We start from the raw sequence: 16,452 nt of genomic DNA, 5'->3' as shown, positions 1-16,452 counted from the left end.
CTGTGGCTCCTTACGCCCCCGAGACGCTGCGCGCCACCGCTTCGGCCACCTTGATGCCGTCGACGCCGGCCGAGAGAATGCCGCCCGCATAGCTCGCGCCTTCGCCGGCCGGGTACAGCCCGCGCACGTTGAGGCTCTGGAAGTCGTCGCCGCGCGTGATACGGATCGGCGACGAGGTGCGCGTTTCCACGCCGGTCAGCACCGCGTCATGCAGGTCGAAGCCCTTGATCTTGCGGCCGAAGGCCGGAAAGGCTTCGCGCATCGCCTCGATGGCGTAGGCGGGCAGCGCCTGGTGCAGGTCGGTCGGCGTCACGCCGGGCTTGTACGAAGGCGTCACGCTGCCGAGCGCGGTCGACGGCTTGCCCGCGACGAAGTCGCCGACCAGCTGCCCAGGCGCGTGGTAGTTGCTGCCGCCGAGCACATAGGCGTTCGATTCGAGTTCGCGCTGCAGCGCGATGCCCGCGAGCGCGTCGCCCGCGGTCTCCGCCGTCCAGCCGGGAAAGTCGCGCGGGTCGATGCCCACCACGATGCCCGCGTTGGCGTTGCGCTCGTTGCGCGAGTACTGGCTCATGCCGTTGGTGACCACGCGGCCCGGCTCGCTCGTGGCCGCCACCACGGTGCCGCCCGGGCACATGCAGAAGCTGTAGACCGAGCGGCCGTTGCTCGCGTGGTGCACCAGCTTGTAGTCGGCCGCGCCGAGCAGCGGATGGCCCGCATGCCGGCCCCAACGCGCACGGTCGATGAGGCCCTGCGGGTGTTCGACCCGAAAGCCGATGGAGAAGGGCTTGGCCTCGATGTGCACGCCGCGCGCGTGCAGCATGGAAAAAGTGTCGCGCGAGCTGTGGCCGAGCGCCATCACCACGTGGTCGGCGCGCAGTTCGCTACTCTGGCCGGTCGTCTGGTCGAGCACGGTGAGTCCGCGAAGGTGCTTGCCGGTGGGGCCGTCCTCGATGTGCACGTCGGTCACGCGTTGCTCGAAGCGGATTTCACCGCCCAGCGCGACGATCTGCTCGCGGATGTTCTCCACCACCTTCACCAGCTTGAAGGTGCCGATGTGCGGATGCGCGACGTAAAGAATCTCTGGCGGCGCACCGGCCTTGACGAACTCTTCCATCACCTTGCGGCCGAGGAAGCGCGGGTCCTTGATCTGGCTGTAAAGCTTGCCGTCCGAAAAAGTGCCGGCGCCGCCTTCGCCGAACTGCACGTTCGACTCGGGGTTGAGCGTGCTCTTGCGCCACAGGCCCCAGGTGTCGCGTGTGCGCTGGCGCACGGTCTTGCCGCGTTCGAGCACGATGGGTTTGAAGCCCATCTTCGCGAGCATCAGCGCCGCGAAGATGCCGCAGGGGCCGAAGCCGATCACCACCGGCCGGGGCGCGCCTTCGGGCGCATGCGCCGGCGGCGTGTAGCGCATGTCGGGCGAAGGCTGGATGTGCGGATGGCCGGCGTGCCTGGCGAGCAATGCGGCTTCCAGTTCGGCGTCGGCGAGCTGCACGTCGACGATGTAGACCTGCAGCAGTTGCGGCTTGCGCGCGTCGAAGCTGCGCTTGAACACCTTGAACTCGCGCACGCCGGAGACCGGCGTATCGAGGGCAGTGGCAATGGCTTGGGGGAGCGCCGCGTCGTCGTGGTCGAGCGGCAGTTTGATTTCAGAAATTCTCAGCATGTCGGTGTGGCTTGTGGTTATCAAGCAGACCGCAGATTTTACGCGCCCGGGGCGCTATGAAAGAGATAGCTGTCAGCCCGGCAGGAAACCTTCGACCGAGAGGTAGCGCTCGCCGGTGTCGTAATTGAAGCCCAGCACCACCGCATCGGGTGCCAGCGTCGGCAGCTTCTGCGCAATGGCCGCGAGCGTGGCGCCGGACGAAATGCCCACGAGCATGCCTTCCTCGACCGCGCAGCGGCGGGCCATTTCGCGCGCCGGTTCGGCGTCGACCTGCAGCACGCCGTCGAGCAGCGAGGTGTCGAGGTTCTTCGGAATGAAGCCGGCGCCGATGCCCTGGATCGGGTGCGGCGAGGGCGCGCCGCCGGAGATGACCGGCGAGGCCACCGGCTCCACCGCGAACACCTGCAGCTTCGGCCACTTCTTCTTGAGCACCCGCGCCACGCCCGTGATGTGGCCGCCGGTGCCCACGCCGGTGATCAGCACGTCGATGCCGTCCGGGAAGTCGGCCGCAATTTCCTCGGCCGTGGTGCGCATGTGCACGTCGACGTTGGCGGGGTTGTTGAACTGCTGCGGCATCCACGCGCCCGGCGTGCCGGCCACGATTTCCTCGGCGCGGGCGATGGAGGCCTTCATGCCGCCAGCGCGCGGCGTCAGGTCGAAGGTGGCGCCGTAGGCCAGCATCAGGCGGCGGCGCTCCACCGACATGCTGTCGGGCATCACCAGGATCAGCTTGTAGCCCTTCACGGCCGCGACCATCGCCAGGCCGATGCCGGTGTTGCCCGAGGTGGGCTCGACGATGGTGCCGCCGGGCTTCAGCGCGCCCGATTTTTCGGCGTCTTCGACCATCGAGAGCGCGATGCGGTCCTTGATGGAGCCGCCGGGGTTCGCTCGCTCGGATTTGATCCACACCTGCTGCTTCGCATTGCCGAACAGGCGGTGGATGCGGATGTGCGGCGTGTTGCCGATGGTCTGGAGGATGTTCTCGGCCTTCATTGGATCTCCTTGGGCGTTGTTGGCAGGGCAGGGCAGGGCAGGTCGGTCGAAGCGACATTGTGAGTCGGCCCGCCGGCGGATGCGAGGGGATCAGGCGATAATCCCCTTCGTGAAGCACGCCAGACCGCCGCTGGTGCAAGCCCGAAAGGGGCGACGCCGCAAGGCGCCGCGTCGAAAGACCGCACTGGAGGAACGTCCGGACTGCACAGGACAGCGCAGGAGTTAACGACTCTCCACCGCGAGGTGAGGATCAGAGCAACAGAGACGAGCCGATTTAGTTCGGGTGAAACGGGCAATCTCTGCGCGCAGCAACACCAAGTAGGCCAGTATCGAGGTGGTTCCGCTGAGCTGGCGGGTAGGTGGCATCGAGCCGTTTGGCGACAAACGGCCCAGAGTAATGGCGGTCACGTTGGGGGCAACCTCAACGCACAGAATCCGGCTTATCGGCGGGCTTCACACTTTTTCTTTCGCTGGCGGCCGCGGGCCGCCGCCAGCGGCTCAGCGCGTAAACAGCCAGCCGCCCTTCGGCTGGCGCATCAGTTCATGCCGCTTCACGGAGCGCTCCTCGCCGTCGTCGCCCACGTAGACCACGTCGAAGCGCAGCAGCTTCGGCGACACCATCTTCCAGTTCTGGATGCGCTTGACGGTCACGCAGGCCGTCTTGTCGTGGTACTGCATTTCCGCCATCGGCCCGCCCTGAAAGCCCGTGCCGTCGAACAGCCGGCCCGGCGCCGCGAAGGGGTTGAGCACGGCGCCGTTGCGCGCGGTGATGCAGCCTTCGGTCCGCACAAAAGACTCGATGGCCGGCGCCGCGCTGCGCACGACCTTGGCCACGGCCGGCGTCGGCGGCTTGGCGACGATCGCCTCGCGGATGCGTTCCACCTGCTCCTCGGTGATCGGCGCGAGCCCGCTGGGCGACACAACCGGCGGAGGCGCCGCTGGCGCCGTGGGCGTGTAGTCGGGCAGCAAGGGTGCCAGATAGCTGCAGCCCGCCAGCGCAAGAGGCGCCGTGCAGGCGAGTGCGGCGGTTTTGATTCCGAAGTTCATTTTTTCTCCTGTCCCTGTCCCCTGTCTGTTTAACTGTCCCTCGAGCTTCTTGATTGTTGTTGTCGCTGTCTTGGTCAGAAGCGTTCGTGCGGCGAAAGATAGCGCCACTGCCCGGGCTGCAGCCCCGACAGCGGCACGCGGCCGATGCGGATGCGCCGCATCGCAAGGATGCGCACGCCGGCTTCGTCGCACAGGTGCGCAATCTGCCCGGGCCGCGCGCCCTTGAGCGCAAAGCGCAGGCCGGTCTGGTCGTCGGCTTGGCGGCCGATGCTCACGCGCGCGGGCGAGCGCTCGAAGCGCACCAGCTGCTCCGGGCTGACCGTGCCCGCCACGTCGACCATGACCTCGTGTTCGATCACGCCCGAGTCTTCGTGCAACTTGCGCTCGATGCGCCAATCCTGCGTGTAGACCACGAGCCCGCTGGCGCCGGTTTCCAGCGGCGTCATGCAGTTCTGGCCCTTGCCGTGCGCCGGCAGAAAGCGCATGCCCGCGCGCTCCGGCTCGTGATGGTTGGCGGCCACCAGCAGCCGGTGCGCGGTCTCGGTCGGCATGCCGGCCGGCTTGTGCAGCAGCAGGGTGACGGGCACCACCGGCTCGGGCTTGGCGCCGGCCTCGATCTCGACCTTCTGGTGGTCTTGCACGCGCGACTGCGGCAGCAACGCCGGCACGCCGTCGACGCGCACCGCGCCGTTCTCGATGAGCAGCTCGGCTTCGCGGCGCGAGCAGCCGGCGAGCGCGGCCACGCGCTTGGCGAGGCGAATGCCTTCTTCGCTGGAGCCTCTCATGGCGCGGAAGCCAGTTGCCGGATGCGCGCCACATGCGCGGCCAGCGAGCGGGCTGCCACCGGCCACATGCGCTCGGGCACGTCGTCGTAGGCGAGCGGCAGCCAGTCTTCGGGCGTGCCTTGAGGGAGTTTTTTCATGGCGGAGGCAATCTTGGCTTCGCGCTTCAGGCGATGCGCTTTCAGTTGGGCGATGGCAGCGCGCGCGCTGCCGATGACGTAGCCGTGCGCCGGCAGGATGAAGCCGATGCCGCCCGCTTCGCAGGCCGCGTCGAGCTTGTCGAGCGAATCGAGGTACGCGTTCATGTCGCCGTCCGGCGGGTCGACCACGGTGGTGCTGCCGTTCAGGATGTGGTCGCCCGAAAACAGCAGCCCGTCTTCTTCCAGCACCAGGCAGACGTGATTGGCGGCATGGCCGGGCGTGTGAACGGCGCGCAGCGTGTGGGTGATTTCCTGGCCGTCGGCTCTGGTGCCCGAGAGCACCAGGCGCTCGCCATCGCGCAGTTCGCGTTCGGCGGCAAAGCGCGCGGACGAGCGCGCGGTCGGCGCCGAAGACAGGCCGAGGATCGGCGGTTTCGCCTTTTCGCAAAGCGCTTGCAGCGGCGCCGCGCCGGGCGAGTGGTCGGCATGCGAATGGGTGCACACGATCATGCGGATGTCCCCCTGCGTGGCACGCCAGAGCCGGCCGATGTGCGCGGCGTCGTTCGGGCCCGGGTCGATCACGAGGTAGCCGGTGTCCGCGTCGCCCACGATGTAGCTGTTGGTGCCCGGGCCCGTCATGGCGCCTGAGTTGGGCGCGGTCAGGCGCTGCACGTTCTTGAGCAGCGGCACCGCGTGCTCGCCCTGCCAGTCGAGCGTGTGCAGCAACTGGCCGTCGGGGCACACCAGCGCGAGCTCGCCGTACGGTGAATCGCTTTCCATGTAGCGCGCATCCTGCCCGCCGAGCAGCCCGGCGCGCGGGCAGCTCGTCCACAGCGGTTTTTCGCCGGCGTCCGTGGGTGCGCAGGCTTTCATCACCGCGTCGACGCTGGTGTAGGCCGCGAGCCGCTGCAGCGTGCGCACGGTCGGAAAGATCATGAAGAAGCTGCCCGCCGCATGGCGCGCCAGCGCATCGGCCGGTCGCACCCAGCAGGGCTCGAACTGCTCGCTTTCGTCAGCCGTGGGCGTCTGGCCCTCGGGCATGCGCGCCACCAGAAAGGGCACGTCGAAGCGCTTGGGCAAATCGCGGTCAGTGATCCAGTGCGCGAGGCTGAACACCTGGTCGGACGCGAGCCGCAATCCGCGTTTTTCGCACTGCTCGGCGAAAGAAACGGGCGACGCGGTGCTGCGGTCCATCGACGCGATGTCTTCCGCGCTCACCGATCGGCCGTCGGAATGGCGCGCGAGCAGCACGCCAAGTTCCTCGAAGCCTTCGCGAATGGCCGCGATGGCCTGGGTGAGCTGCAGGCCGGTCTGGGTGGGGCGGTGGGTGGCGATGCGCTGGGCGGCTTCGTCGGCGGCATCGATCTGTCCGCCGGGAAACACATAGGCGCCTGGCGCGAAGCTTGCAACGTCGGCGCGGCGCGTCATCAGCACTTCGATGCCGGCTTCGGAATCGCGCAGCAGCAGCACGGTGGCTGCCGCGCGCACGGACACCGGCTCGCGTGCGGGGTGGAGTTGTTGGGTGGGGCGGACCATGCGGCGATTATGGAGAGGTACCGCAATGCAGATGCGCCCCGCATAAGCTCATACCGCATCGGGCATGAACCGCGCGCCACAATCCCGGGCTGCACCGCTCGCATCGAGGAAAGACAGTCATGACCCATTCTCCCTTTTCGCGCTCCTTCCGGCCGAGCCTGCTGCTGGCCGGCGCCGCCCTGTGCGCGGCCGCATCGTCCGCCGTATGGGCCCAGACCGACTGGCCGCAACAGCCCGTCACGCTGATCATGGGCTTTCCGGCCGGCTCCGGCGTGGACGTGGTGGCCCGCGCCATTCAGGAGCCGCTCGCCAGGCAACTCGGCAAGCCCGTGATCATCGACTACAAGTCGGGCGCGGCCGGCAACATTGCCAGCGAGTACGTGGCCCATGCCAAGCCCGACGGCTACACGCTCTCTTTTGGTACGGCCGCCACGCATGGCAGCAACGCCGCGCTCTACAAGAAACTGCCGTTCGATGTGGAGGCCGACTTCGTGCCCGTGGCGCCGGTGCTCGACGTGTCGAACGTGCTCACCGTCAACCCCGAAGTGATCAACGCGCGGACATTGAAGGAGTTCGTCGATCTCGTCAAGGCCAACCCCGGCAAGTACAACTATGCGTCTACAGGCAACGGCGCCGGCACGCACATGGCGTTTGCCGAATTCAATTCGCGCCTCGGCCTGAACATGGTGCACGTGCCCTACAAGGGCGGGCCAGAGGCCATCACATCCGTGGTGCGCGGCGAAACCTGCTGCATCATGAACCAGGTGCAGACCGTGCTGCCGCACTACAAGGCCGGCAAGGTGCGTCTGCTGGGCGTGACCACCGCCACGCCCGTGGCGGCCGTCAAGGAAGTGCCCACGATTGCATCAAGCGGCATCGCGGGCACCAAGGGCTTCGACAGTTCGATCTGGTTCGGCATCTTCGCGCCCAAGGGCACCGATGCGCAGATCGTCGAGAAGCTCAACGCCGCGGTGAAGACGGTGCTCGAGCAGCCCGACATCCGCGAGCGCTTCGAAAGCCAGGGCAATACCGTGCGCATCGAGTCGCCCGCGCAGTTCAAGAAGACCGTGCACGAGAACCGCGTGAAGTGGGCCGAAGTGGCCAAGGCCGCGAACATCAGCATCGATTGAGGCTGGGCAGCTCGCGCACCGGCTCGAGCTATTTGCCTTGATCCACCGAGACGTGCACGGACCATTCTTTCGGAGAGCTCGCAGTTCGGGTGCAGACCACCGCAATCACGCGGCGGCTGCGCCGCGATAGTTCTCCACTTTTGACGGGGTCGAACCACCATATCTCGTGCCACCGCGCCGTCAGGGGAACTTCGCATCTGGGGACGAAAATCTTCAGGTTGGGGTCGCTTGCCACCCACCCACCGTGAGTTCTCGCGTTCTCCTGCGCAACGAACTTGCGAGCTTCTTCCCTTATCTCGTACAAGCCTTGTACTACGTCGTTGGAACGCATGTCCTCGATGCCCGAGGATGAAAGGCAATGTGTCGCCCAGACGAGCAGGCACAAGGGCAGAAGGTTGCGATAGCTATGCATTGAGGCGGTGTTCGCTGTTCCTATTGCGGCCGTCCTCAGGCGCGGCGCACTTCCATCACGCCGTGCTCGCCGGCCTGCTCGTAGACCGAAGGCATGCGCGTGGCCAGGTGCAGCAGAATGCGCGGCGCCTGCGTCTTGATGGACCACCGCACCAGAATGCCGGCCACCACCAACGGCCCGCCGATCCACGGATAGCCGGCCAGCGCCGCCGCAATGCCCGGGCCGATGAGCGCGAGCGCGAGCGTTGTGGCATGCGTGCGGTGGGACACGAAAGGCACCGCCAGCGCGGGGTTGACGATGACGCGAAAACGCCCCTGCGGCAGTCCGTTGCGGAACTCCTCGAAAGGAATGTGTTCGGCAGTTTCCTGCGTCTCGTTGTGGCGGCTCATGCGCGCATTCTGGCGCCAAACGCAGTTGCTAGAATTTTTAGATCCACCGCGTGTCTAGTATCTAGATAGGGAGAACCGAAATGAAGTCCGGTCCAACGCGTCGAGAGAGCTTCGATATTGCGGGCTGCAAGATTTCCGCCGTCGTGGCCGGAAACCCGAACCACCCGGCCGTCTTGCTCCTGCATGGTTTTCCGAGCTCATCGCGTACCTTCAGGAACATCGTCCCGCGCCTGTCGCAAGCATGCTTCGTGATCGCGCCGGATCTTCCAGGCTTCGGCCAATCCGATCTCATTGCCGACCCGAGCTTTGTCCGCTTCACCGATCTGATCGAAGGCCTGCTGGCAAAGCTTGGCGTCCTCAGCGCCTATCTTTACCTACACGATTTTGGAGCGCCTGTCGGGCTCGATCTGGCGATGCGCGATCCCAGCCGCGTGCTGGGGCTGATCGTCCAGAACGCCAACGCGCATCGCACCGGCTTCGGTCCGGCATGGCAGGACACGATCGATTACTGGCATGCGCCATCGAAAGAGAACGAACGCGCCGCTACCGCCCATCTCACCTTCGAGGGGCTGCGCAACGAGTATGTCGGCGGCGTACCCGACGACATTGCCTCGCGCATCTCCGCGGACAATTGGATCGAAGATTGGCGCACGATGAGCCAGCCCGGTCACCTCGACTTGCAACGTGCCTTGGTCAAGGACTACGGCCGCTACGTCGCCCGCTTCGAGGATATCGGCCGATACCTGCATGAACATCAGCCCCCGGCGCTCATGCTGTGGGGACGGCACGACAGCTACTTCGACTGCGCCGAAATCCTCTCCTGGCTACAGGACCTGCCGCGCATGGAAGCGCATGTTCTCGATGGCCCGCACATGCTCCTCGAGACTCACGCCGCATCGTGCGCGGAGCTGATCGTCGATTTCGTGCATCGGGGGCGGCGTTCTTAGGGAGAGGCGGCCAGCGTCGGCGGCCGTCTCACACGTCCTCGGCCGGTGAAGGCCCGCCAATCTCGAAGACATCGCCGTTCGTCGGCGTCGCATGCTCGTGATAGATGTCGTAGAGATATTGAGCAAGCTCGCTGCGGGGAACATCGGGCGGAATGGCGAGCTGGGCCTTGCGGCGCTTGCCGTCCGGCCCCATCAAGAAGCTGTTCCACCGGTCTTCGGCTCTTTCGATGGCCATGACCTGGCCGAACACGTTGAACAAATAGCGCATGGCTGGGCTCCTGGCTTCGGCCGCATTCTGCCTTCCGGAGCAGAAAAATCCGGCGGACCGGATCCTTTTGCCCAGCCCGAACGTCCTGGTTGCATGTACGTACCGCGACCAAGGAACCACTGTGGCCACTACCTCCCCTTTGCCTGACGGGACCCCTGAAGAAATCACTCGAAGACGCTGGGTTCTCGCGCTCGCGTCCCTGGTGTCTTTCATGATCGCGCTGGATGCCCTGGTCGTTACGACGGCGCTGAGCGCGATCCGGCTGGACCTGGGCGCGCCGATCGAAGCGCTCGAGTGGATCGTCAACGCCTACAACCTGAGCTTTGCCGTGCTGCTGATGACTGGCGCGGCGCTTGGCGACCGCTTCGGGCGACGGCGCATGCTGGCCGCGGGCCTGGCGATCTTCGTGCTGGCCTCGGCCGGATGCGCACTGGCGAGCAGCGCGGCCTGGCTGATTGCCGCGCGCGCCCTGCAAGGCGTCGGCGCGGCGTTGGCGATGCCGCTGGCCATGGCGCTATTGAGCGGCGCTTTTCCGAAGGAGATGCGGGCGAGGGCGCTTGGCATCTTCGGCAGCATCACCGGGCTGGCCCTGATCGTCGGGCCGGCCGCGGGCGGCGCGGTGGCCCAGGGCCTCGCGTGGCCGTGGATCTTCTGGATCAACATTCCCGTGGGCTTGATCGTCATTCCGCTGGTGCTACGCCGTATTCCCGAAAGCCGCGGACCGGCCGCGGCGCTCGACTTCGCCGGCGTATTGCTTGCCACCGGCGCTGTCCTCGGCGCGGTGTGGGCGTTGACGCGCGGACACGAGGCTGGCTGGGCCAGTGCCGAAGTGGCCGGGGCGCTGGCGGCCTGCGTGCTGCTGGCCATCGGCTTCGTCGTGCGGGAGCAGCGGGCGCAAGACCCCATGTTGCCGCTCAGGCTGTTCCGATCGCGCGCCTTCTCGGCGGGTATTGCGGCGAGCTTTCTTTTCTACGCGCCGATGTACGCCACCGCGTTCTTCCTGCCGCAGTTCCTTCAGGCGCAGGGCGCCGGACCGCTCGCCGCAGGGCTGCGCCTGCTGCCGTGGACGGCCACGCTGTTCGTGGTCGCGCCGTTCGCCGGTGGCCTGGTGAACCGCTGGGGCGAGCGCCCGCTGGTCGTGTGCGGCGTGCTGCTGCAGGCCATCGGCAGCGGCTGGATCGCGCTGCTTGCGGCGCCCGATCTTCCCTATGCCCAACTCGTGCCGCCGCTGATCGTGGCCGGCGCCGGTGTCTCGATGGCCATGCCCGCGGCGCAGAACGCCGTGCTGAGCGCGGTGGCGCCGGTCGAGATCGGCAAGGCCTCGGGCACCTTCAACATGTTCCGCTATCTCGGCGGCATGTTCGGCATTGCGCTGCTCGTCGAAGTGTTTGCGCAATTCGGCAGCCTCGGCTCGCCAGAGGCCTTCAGCCATGGTTTCGCGCGGGCGATGGGTGTCGGCTCTGCGCTTTCGGTGTTGGCCGCGCTTGCGGCCTGCTGGCTACCCGCCAGGAAACACAAACTGCAAACTGTTCAGGCCCCGGCCTGAGAAAGGACTCCGATCATGAAACGCATGGTGCAATACAAGGTCAAGGCCGACCGCATCGCCGAGAACGAGGGCTACGTCCGCGCGGTGTACGAGGCGCTCCGCGAAGCCAAACCGCCCGGCCTGCGCTACGCTACATTCCGGCTCGAAGACGGCGTGAGCTTTGTTCATCTCGTCTCCCATGGGGCCGAAAGCGGCGGCAGCGATGCATTGACCGCGCTCCCCGCCTTCAAGGCATTCGTCGCGGGAATCCGGGAGCGCTGCGACGTGCCGCCGGTCAACGTGGAACTGAAGGAGATCGGGTCTTATGGATTCTTCGGCGAATGAAGCAGCGCTTCTCGGCACGCTGGAAGAGGCCCGCCGGCAGTTCCTTGCGCTGGTGGACGATGTGCGGCCCGAGCTGCATCGCTATTGCACGCGCATGACCGGCTCCGTGGCCGACGGGGAAGACGTGGTGCAAGACACGCTGGCCCGCGCCTACTACCAGCTGTCGGAACAGAAAGAGCTGCCGCCGCTGCGCCCGTGGCTGTTTCGCATTGCCCACAACCGGGCGATCGACCGCTGGCGGCACGATGCGCATCGCATGGCCGAGCCGATCGATGCCGCGTCGGACCTTGCGGCCGACGAAGCGCTCGAGCCCGACCACGCACTGGCACGCCATCAGGCCGTGAACGCGGCCATCTCGTGTTTTCTGCAGCTCGCACCGGCGCAACGCGGCTGCGTCATTCTGAAAGACGTGCTCGACCATTCGCTCGACGAGATTGCCGGCGAGCTCGACCTGAGCGTGCCCGCCGTCAAGGCCGCGCTGCACCGTGGACGCGCGCAGCTGCGCCAGCTGTCGTCCGAAGCCGCGCCCGCCCGACCGCCTGCGCGCGCGTTTCAGCCGGCGCTGCTGCGCTATGCGAGCCTGTTCAACGCGCACGACTGGGACGGCGTTCGGGCGATGCTCGCCGACGAGGTACGGCTCGACCTCGTGTCGCGGCGCAAGGCGGTGGGCCGCCGCGAGGTGGCGATGTATTTCACCAACTACGCACGTCTGGCCGACTGGCACCTGGCGCCGGGCTGGCTCGACGGCCGCGAGGTGCTGGCGGTTTTCTCAGCGCCGGGCGCCGCGCGGCCGAGCTACTTCATCGAGCTTGCGCTGTCGGAAGACCGCATCACCGCGATTCACGACTTCCGCTATGTGCCCTACATCGCGCAGGAGGCGGCCATCGAATTCGGCTAGCGCGCACGGCCTCACTACACTGCTCCGATGAGCCACTCCCTTCACCGCATCGCGTGCGAGACCTGCTGACTTCCTGCTTCTGGAGCGGCGGCGCCATTCGCAGCCGCAGCGTGAGCGATGTCGTGCTGTCGGGCGCGGTCGACGTGCCTGTGCCGCCTGCAAGGCTCACGGCCGATTGGGATCACGAAGTCTCTTCGCACCTGGCCCTGGAGCCCGGCGATGTCGAGCCGTTGCCCCTGGCACGAGCGCGCATGCGCTGGCCGGACTACTCACGTTGCGTGCAGGCCGTGTCCGAGTGGACGCGCACGCTGGGCCTGCCCGATGTGCTTGCCTCGAGCGACGTCGCCCTCATGGCCTGCCGCGGCGCAAGGTACCACCACGACGGCGCGCAATACGGCGGCGCGGCGTTCTGCAATCTCTTCCTGAGCGAGGACAAGGGGCTCGACGTGCACTTTGCTTTTTCGGGCCATCGCGTTCCGCTGGCCCGGGGCACGGTCTTGCTCTTCGATACCGGCCAGCCACATGCTGTGGTTCGGCGCGGCGCCAGCAGCTTCAGTGCGGCCGACTTCGGACCTGCACAGGACTGCACGCAAGTGTTTCTGACCTGGGAGCTTTCCATCGAAGATGCTTCCGTAGCGCGCGCGCTTGGGGTTGTATTCGACGTCGACTCCTCGACCTCGCCGCAGCTGAATGAAGAGCAAGTACTGGTGAACGGCGAGCGGGCCGTCGTGTGCCCCGAGTCCGGCCGGTGGCGCCGGCCCGGCTGACGCATACCAAGGTTCGCACCGCTGCGTGTGCCGCTTGGCAAGCTGCCGCGCGCGGCGTCATCATGGCGACATCGCGGCGTCACGGCTGTTTCGTACGCTGGAAGTCGCCTCGACAACGAGCCTTCGGACACGCATGCCTGCACGGCAGAAAGACCGACACGACATGACCACGACACGTCGCAAGTTTCTTCAAAGCGCCACCGGCACGGGCATTGCAGCCGCCACGCTGGCCACCTTTCCGCCCAGCATTCGCCGCGCACTGGCCATTCCCGCGCACCACGAGACCGGCACCATCAAGGACGTGAAGCACGTCGTGCTGCTGATGCAGGAGAACCGCTCGTTCGACAGCTACTTCGGCACCTTCAAGGGCGTGCGCGGCTACGGCGACCGCTTTGCCGTGCCCGCGCCCAACGGCAAGACCATCTTTCACCAGACCTATACCAAGACATCGCCGCCCGGCACCTACACGCCCTACCGTCTCGACGAGAGCAAGGGCAACGCGCAGCGAGCGGGCAGCACGCCGCACGGCTGGTCCGACTCGCAGGCCGCCTGGGACCACGGCCGCATGTACAAGTGGCCGGACGTCAAGAACCTGCTGTCGATGGGCTACTACGACACCGCCGAAGTGCCGTTCCAGCGTGCGCTGGCCGAGGCCTTCACGCTGTGCGACCACTACCACTGCGGCATGCACACCGGAACCATGCGAACCGGTTGTTCTATTGGAGCGGCACCAACGGCCCCAACGGCACCAGCCCCGTCGACGGCAGCAAGGTGCAGCTGGCGGTGCTGAACAATCAGTTCAACGCCGGCAACGACATCGGCGCATCGACCGAAGGCTGGACCTGGACCACCTATGCCGACCGGCTCGAGAAAGCCGGCGTGAAATGGAAGGTGTACCAGAGCCTGATCGACAACTTCGGCTGCAACGAGATGATGAGCTTTCGCCATTGGCGCACCGCCATCGAGCAGATGCCCGAGGGCCGCCGCCCGGTGTATGTGCCGGCCACCGACATCACGCAGCCGGTGACTGCCGCGGGGCCGTTCTACGACGCGGCCATCGACGACCCGCTCAGCCCGCTGGCCAAGGGCTTCGGCAACACCATGCCGCAAGGCTTTCTGGAAACCTTCCGCGAAGACATCCGCAACGGCACCTTGCCCGCGGTGTCGTGGATCATTTCGCCATCGGCCTACAGCGAGCACCCCGGCCCGTCGAGCCCGGCGAAGGGCGGCTGGTATGTGCAGGAAGTGCTGGACGCGCTCACCGCCAACCCCGAGGTGTGGAGCAAGACCGTGCTGCTCATCAACTTCGACGAGAACGACGGCTTCTTCGACCACCTGCCTTCGCCCGCGGTGCCCTCGCGCAACCCCGACGGCTCGCTGGCCGGCGGCACCACGATGGCCGAAGCCGACGTGGCCGTCGAATATCACAACTACACGCCGGCCACCCCCAAGCAGCCCGCCATGGACGGCCGCCCCTACGGACCCGGCCCGCGCGTGCCGATGTGGGTGGTGTCGCCGTGGAGCCGCGGCGGCTGGGTCAACTCGCAAGTCTGCGACCACACCTCGACGCTCATGTTTCTGGAAAAGTGCTTCGGCGTGGCCGAGCCGCAGATCGGCAAGCACCGCCGCGCCGTATGCGGCGATCTCACCACCGCCTTCAACTTCGAGCGCCCCAACGACGAGCCTCTGCCCACCCTCGCCGGACGCAAGAGCAAGGCCGAAGCCGACGCACTCACCGCCGCACAGGAGGCGCTGCCCAAGATCGTGCCGCCCATCGACGCCGGCCTGCCGGTGCAGGCCACCGGCGTGCGCCCCTCGCGCGCCTTGCCTTACGAGCTGCACACCAGCGCGCGCAGCGATTCGCTCAACGGCCGCGTGCAGCTGCTGTTTGCCAACACCGGCCGCGCCGCCGCCGTGTTCCACGTCTACGACAAGCTGCACCTGTCGGACAGCCTGCCGCGCCGCTACGTGGTCGAGCCCGGCAAGCAGCTCGACGGCTACTGGTCCGCCATGACCGACAACGCCGGCCTCTACGACCTGTGGGTGCTCGGCCCCAACGGCTTTCACCGCCAGTTCAAGGGCGACCTGAACCGGCTGCGCGCCGGCGGTGCGGCCGCACCCGAAATTCGCGTCGGCTACGACACGCGACGCGGCGACATCGTTTTGGAAATGCGCAACGACGGCCGGCGCGATTGCCGCTTTACCGTGCAGTCGAACAAGGCCTATCCGCGCCCCGATGCCTACCAGGCCGGCGGCAGGGGCCGCCATGAAGACCGCCCCCGCGGCAGCAACGACGATGACGACAACAACAACGGCGTCTACGGCACCCACCCCGACGGCTCGTGGCGCATTCGCGTCAAAGGCGGCGGCGACACCGCCATGCGCTGGAGCCTGGACGCCAGCGGCCAGTGGTACGACTTCGTGGTCACCTGCGATGCCGACGCGTCTTTCTACCGCCGCTTTGCCGGCCGCATCGAGACGGGCCGGCACTCGGTCAGCGACCCGGCCATGGGGCTGCCCGACCGCTTCTGACGGAAGAAGGAACGCCGGGGCTGCTACTGCGGAAACACCTTCGCGATCGTGTCGGTGAACGAAGGAATATCCGTTCCGGTGTGGCTCGTCGAGTAGGTGGTCTCTTCGACCGTCAGGCCCTGGTACACGCGCCCTACAAGCCGCTGGAATATCGAATTCACCGGGCCGGCGTTGCATTCGACCGGGTGGTCGCAGCGCGTGAGAATGAGCGTTGCAGGCAAGGGCCTGCCCCCGAGCGCGTCGTGCATCTGCTGCTCGAGGTCGTCGTACTCGGCCCCTTGATAGTCGTACGCGCCTTCGAACGACAGGAAGTGCGAGAACGTCAAGTTGCCCGCCGCGCCTTCGAGAAACAGCGCAATGCCGGCCATGCTCCCGCTCAGCGACAGGCCGGTGAGCAGGCGCTTGTTCACGTCGGCGCGGTACCTCGCCTCGATGGACGGCACCAGCTCGAGCGTCAGGAAGTCGTGGTACGCCCGTGCTCCCGGCAAGGCATAGTCTTCTTCGCGGCGAGACGAGCCGCCGATGCCGACCAGAATCGCCTGCGTGCGGCGCGTGTCGAGAATGTCCTTGAAGTTCGAAAAGCGCGTGCCGGGCGGATTGAAGACCGCGTCGCCGTCCATCGCGTAGATGACCGGATAACTCGCTGGTGAACCGCCGTCGTAGGAAGCGGGCAGGTAGATATCGATCGGATAAGTCGCGCCCGTTTTGGCCGAAACGATGGTGTCGGAGATGACACGGCTGGTTGCCGCCGGTGGTTCAACGGGCACCTCGGGCGCGGGCGGCGCGGCAGGGGGCGGTGCAACTGGCGCATCAGGTGGAGGTGCGACGGGCGCATCGCTTGGCCGCGGAGAAGTGCCCACGGTCGCAATGGGCAAGACAGCGCCCCCACCTCCGCCCCCGCCGCCCCCGCCGCAACTCCACATGCCGAGCAGAAGCGCCCAGCCGCCGACGAATACGAACGCGTGCACCGTTCGTCCAAGCTGCTGCATTGCAACTCCTTGATCGCTGGTTGTGGTGGTTGAAGGAGGTCGTCTGGCGCCACGTTGCAGAAGTGCGCGCCAAGCGGGTAGGGACTCTT

14 protein-coding genes, 1 other RNA gene and 1 pseudogene are annotated in these 16,452 nt (G+C 66.7%); 8 read left to right on the top strand and 8 right to left on the bottom strand.

Annotated elements, in window-relative coordinates; all coding sequences use genetic code 11:
• Positions 1 to 10: 10 nt before the first annotated feature.
• Positions 11 to 1,663, bottom strand: a complete 1,653-nt coding sequence (locus QFZ42_RS21045) for an NAD(P)/FAD-dependent oxidoreductase (RefSeq protein WP_307702828.1) — start codon at positions 1,661 to 1,663, stop codon at positions 11 to 13.
• 72 nt (positions 1,664 to 1,735) lie between these two features.
• Positions 1,736 to 2,656 carry a cysteine synthase A gene (gene cysK, locus QFZ42_RS21040; protein WP_307702827.1) on the bottom strand — a complete coding sequence of 307 codons (921 nt, stop codon included), beginning with the start codon at positions 2,654 to 2,656 and terminating at the stop codon, positions 1,736 to 1,738.
• 111 nt (positions 2,657 to 2,767) lie between these two features.
• Here cysK and rnpB point away from each other — a divergent pair.
• An RNA gene (gene rnpB / locus QFZ42_RS21035) (RNase P RNA component class A) lies at positions 2,768 to 3,115 on the top strand.
• Between the two features lie 39 nt (positions 3,116 to 3,154).
• Here rnpB and QFZ42_RS21030 read toward each other — a convergent pair.
• The 3 genes from QFZ42_RS21030 to QFZ42_RS21020 all read right to left on the bottom strand — a co-directional run bounded on the left by QFZ42_RS21030 (position 3,155) and on the right by QFZ42_RS21020 (position 6,161).
• Complete coding sequence (locus QFZ42_RS21030) at positions 3,155 to 3,703, bottom strand: hypothetical protein (protein ID WP_307702826.1); 549 nt, start codon at positions 3,701 to 3,703, stop codon at positions 3,155 to 3,157.
• Positions 3,704 to 3,777: 74 nt separating this feature from the next.
• A complete protein-coding gene (locus QFZ42_RS21025) occupies positions 3,778 to 4,488 on the bottom strand; it encodes an RNA pseudouridine synthase (RefSeq protein WP_307702825.1) in 711 nt (236 codons plus the stop codon).
• Positions 4,485 to 6,161: an MBL fold metallo-hydrolase gene (locus QFZ42_RS21020; protein WP_307702824.1), complete on the bottom strand. Its 1,677-nt coding sequence runs from the start codon at positions 6,159 to 6,161 to the stop codon at positions 4,485 to 4,487. The genes QFZ42_RS21025 and QFZ42_RS21020 overlap by 4 nt, the downstream gene beginning before the upstream one ends.
• A 119-nt stretch (positions 6,162 to 6,280) precedes the next feature.
• On the opposite strand from QFZ42_RS21020, the gene QFZ42_RS21015 reads away from it, so the two are divergent.
• Positions 6,281 to 7,291, top strand: a complete 1,011-nt coding sequence (locus QFZ42_RS21015; protein WP_307702823.1) for a Bug family tripartite tricarboxylate transporter substrate binding protein — start codon at positions 6,281 to 6,283, stop codon at positions 7,289 to 7,291.
• Positions 7,292 to 7,738: 447 nt separating this feature from the next.
• Here the strand turns inward: QFZ42_RS21015 and QFZ42_RS21010 are convergent, their stop codons facing one another.
• The gene (locus tag QFZ42_RS21010) at positions 7,739 to 8,092 is read right to left on the bottom strand and encodes a hypothetical protein (RefSeq protein ID WP_307702822.1); all 354 of its coding nucleotides are present in this window, start codon (positions 8,090 to 8,092) and stop codon (positions 7,739 to 7,741) included.
• A gap of 80 nt (positions 8,093 to 8,172) precedes the next feature.
• Here QFZ42_RS21010 and QFZ42_RS21005 point away from each other — a divergent pair, with 80 nt between their 5' ends.
• Positions 8,173 to 9,039 (top strand): alpha/beta fold hydrolase, encoded by an 867-nt coding sequence (locus QFZ42_RS21005; RefSeq protein ID WP_307702821.1) that lies wholly within the window; start codon positions 8,173 to 8,175, stop codon positions 9,037 to 9,039.
• Between the two features lie 28 nt (positions 9,040 to 9,067).
• Here QFZ42_RS21005 and QFZ42_RS21000 read toward each other — a convergent pair whose 3' ends face one another.
• On the bottom strand, positions 9,068 to 9,307 hold the full coding sequence (locus tag QFZ42_RS21000; RefSeq protein ID WP_307702820.1) for a DUF7661 family protein: 240 nt from the start codon (positions 9,305 to 9,307) through the stop codon (positions 9,068 to 9,070).
• Positions 9,308 to 9,428: 121 nt separating this feature from the next.
• Here QFZ42_RS21000 and QFZ42_RS20995 point away from each other — a divergent pair, with 121 nt between their 5' ends.
• The 5 genes and pseudogenes from QFZ42_RS20995 to QFZ42_RS20975 all read left to right on the top strand — a co-directional run bounded on the left by QFZ42_RS20995 (position 9,429) and on the right by QFZ42_RS20975 (position 15,374).
• Positions 9,429 to 10,853, top strand: a complete 1,425-nt coding sequence (locus tag QFZ42_RS20995) for an MFS transporter (RefSeq protein ID WP_307702819.1) — start codon at positions 9,429 to 9,431, stop codon at positions 10,851 to 10,853.
• A 15-nt stretch (positions 10,854 to 10,868) separates the two neighbouring features.
• Positions 10,869 to 11,177 (top strand): hypothetical protein, encoded by a 309-nt coding sequence (locus QFZ42_RS20990; protein ID WP_307702818.1) that lies wholly within the window; start codon positions 10,869 to 10,871, stop codon positions 11,175 to 11,177.
• A complete protein-coding gene (locus QFZ42_RS20985) occupies positions 11,158 to 12,075 on the top strand; it encodes an RNA polymerase sigma factor (protein WP_307702817.1) in 918 nt (305 codons plus the stop codon). The genes QFZ42_RS20990 and QFZ42_RS20985 overlap by 20 nt, the downstream gene beginning before the upstream one ends.
• Positions 12,076 to 12,128: 53 nt before the next feature.
• Complete coding sequence (locus QFZ42_RS20980) at positions 12,129 to 12,842, top strand: hypothetical protein (RefSeq protein WP_307702816.1); 714 nt, start codon at positions 12,129 to 12,131, stop codon at positions 12,840 to 12,842.
• A gap of 163 nt (positions 12,843 to 13,005) precedes the next feature.
• Positions 13,006 to 15,374, top strand: a pseudogene (locus QFZ42_RS20975) (phosphocholine-specific phospholipase C).
• Positions 15,375 to 15,397: 23 nt separating this feature from the next.
• Here QFZ42_RS20975 and QFZ42_RS20970 read toward each other — a convergent pair.
• Positions 15,398 to 16,141, bottom strand: a complete 744-nt coding sequence (locus tag QFZ42_RS20970) for an alpha/beta hydrolase (RefSeq protein ID WP_307702815.1) — start codon at positions 16,139 to 16,141, stop codon at positions 15,398 to 15,400.
• Between the last annotated feature and the right edge of the window lie 311 nt (positions 16,142 to 16,452).

Source organism: Variovorax paradoxus (assembly GCF_030815855.1).
Lineage (GTDB): Bacteria > Pseudomonadota > Gammaproteobacteria > Burkholderiales > Burkholderiaceae_C > Variovorax > Variovorax paradoxus_M.
The sequence above is the reverse complement of the archived record's forward strand: the minus strand, read 5'-3'. Positions and strand labels throughout refer to the sequence as shown.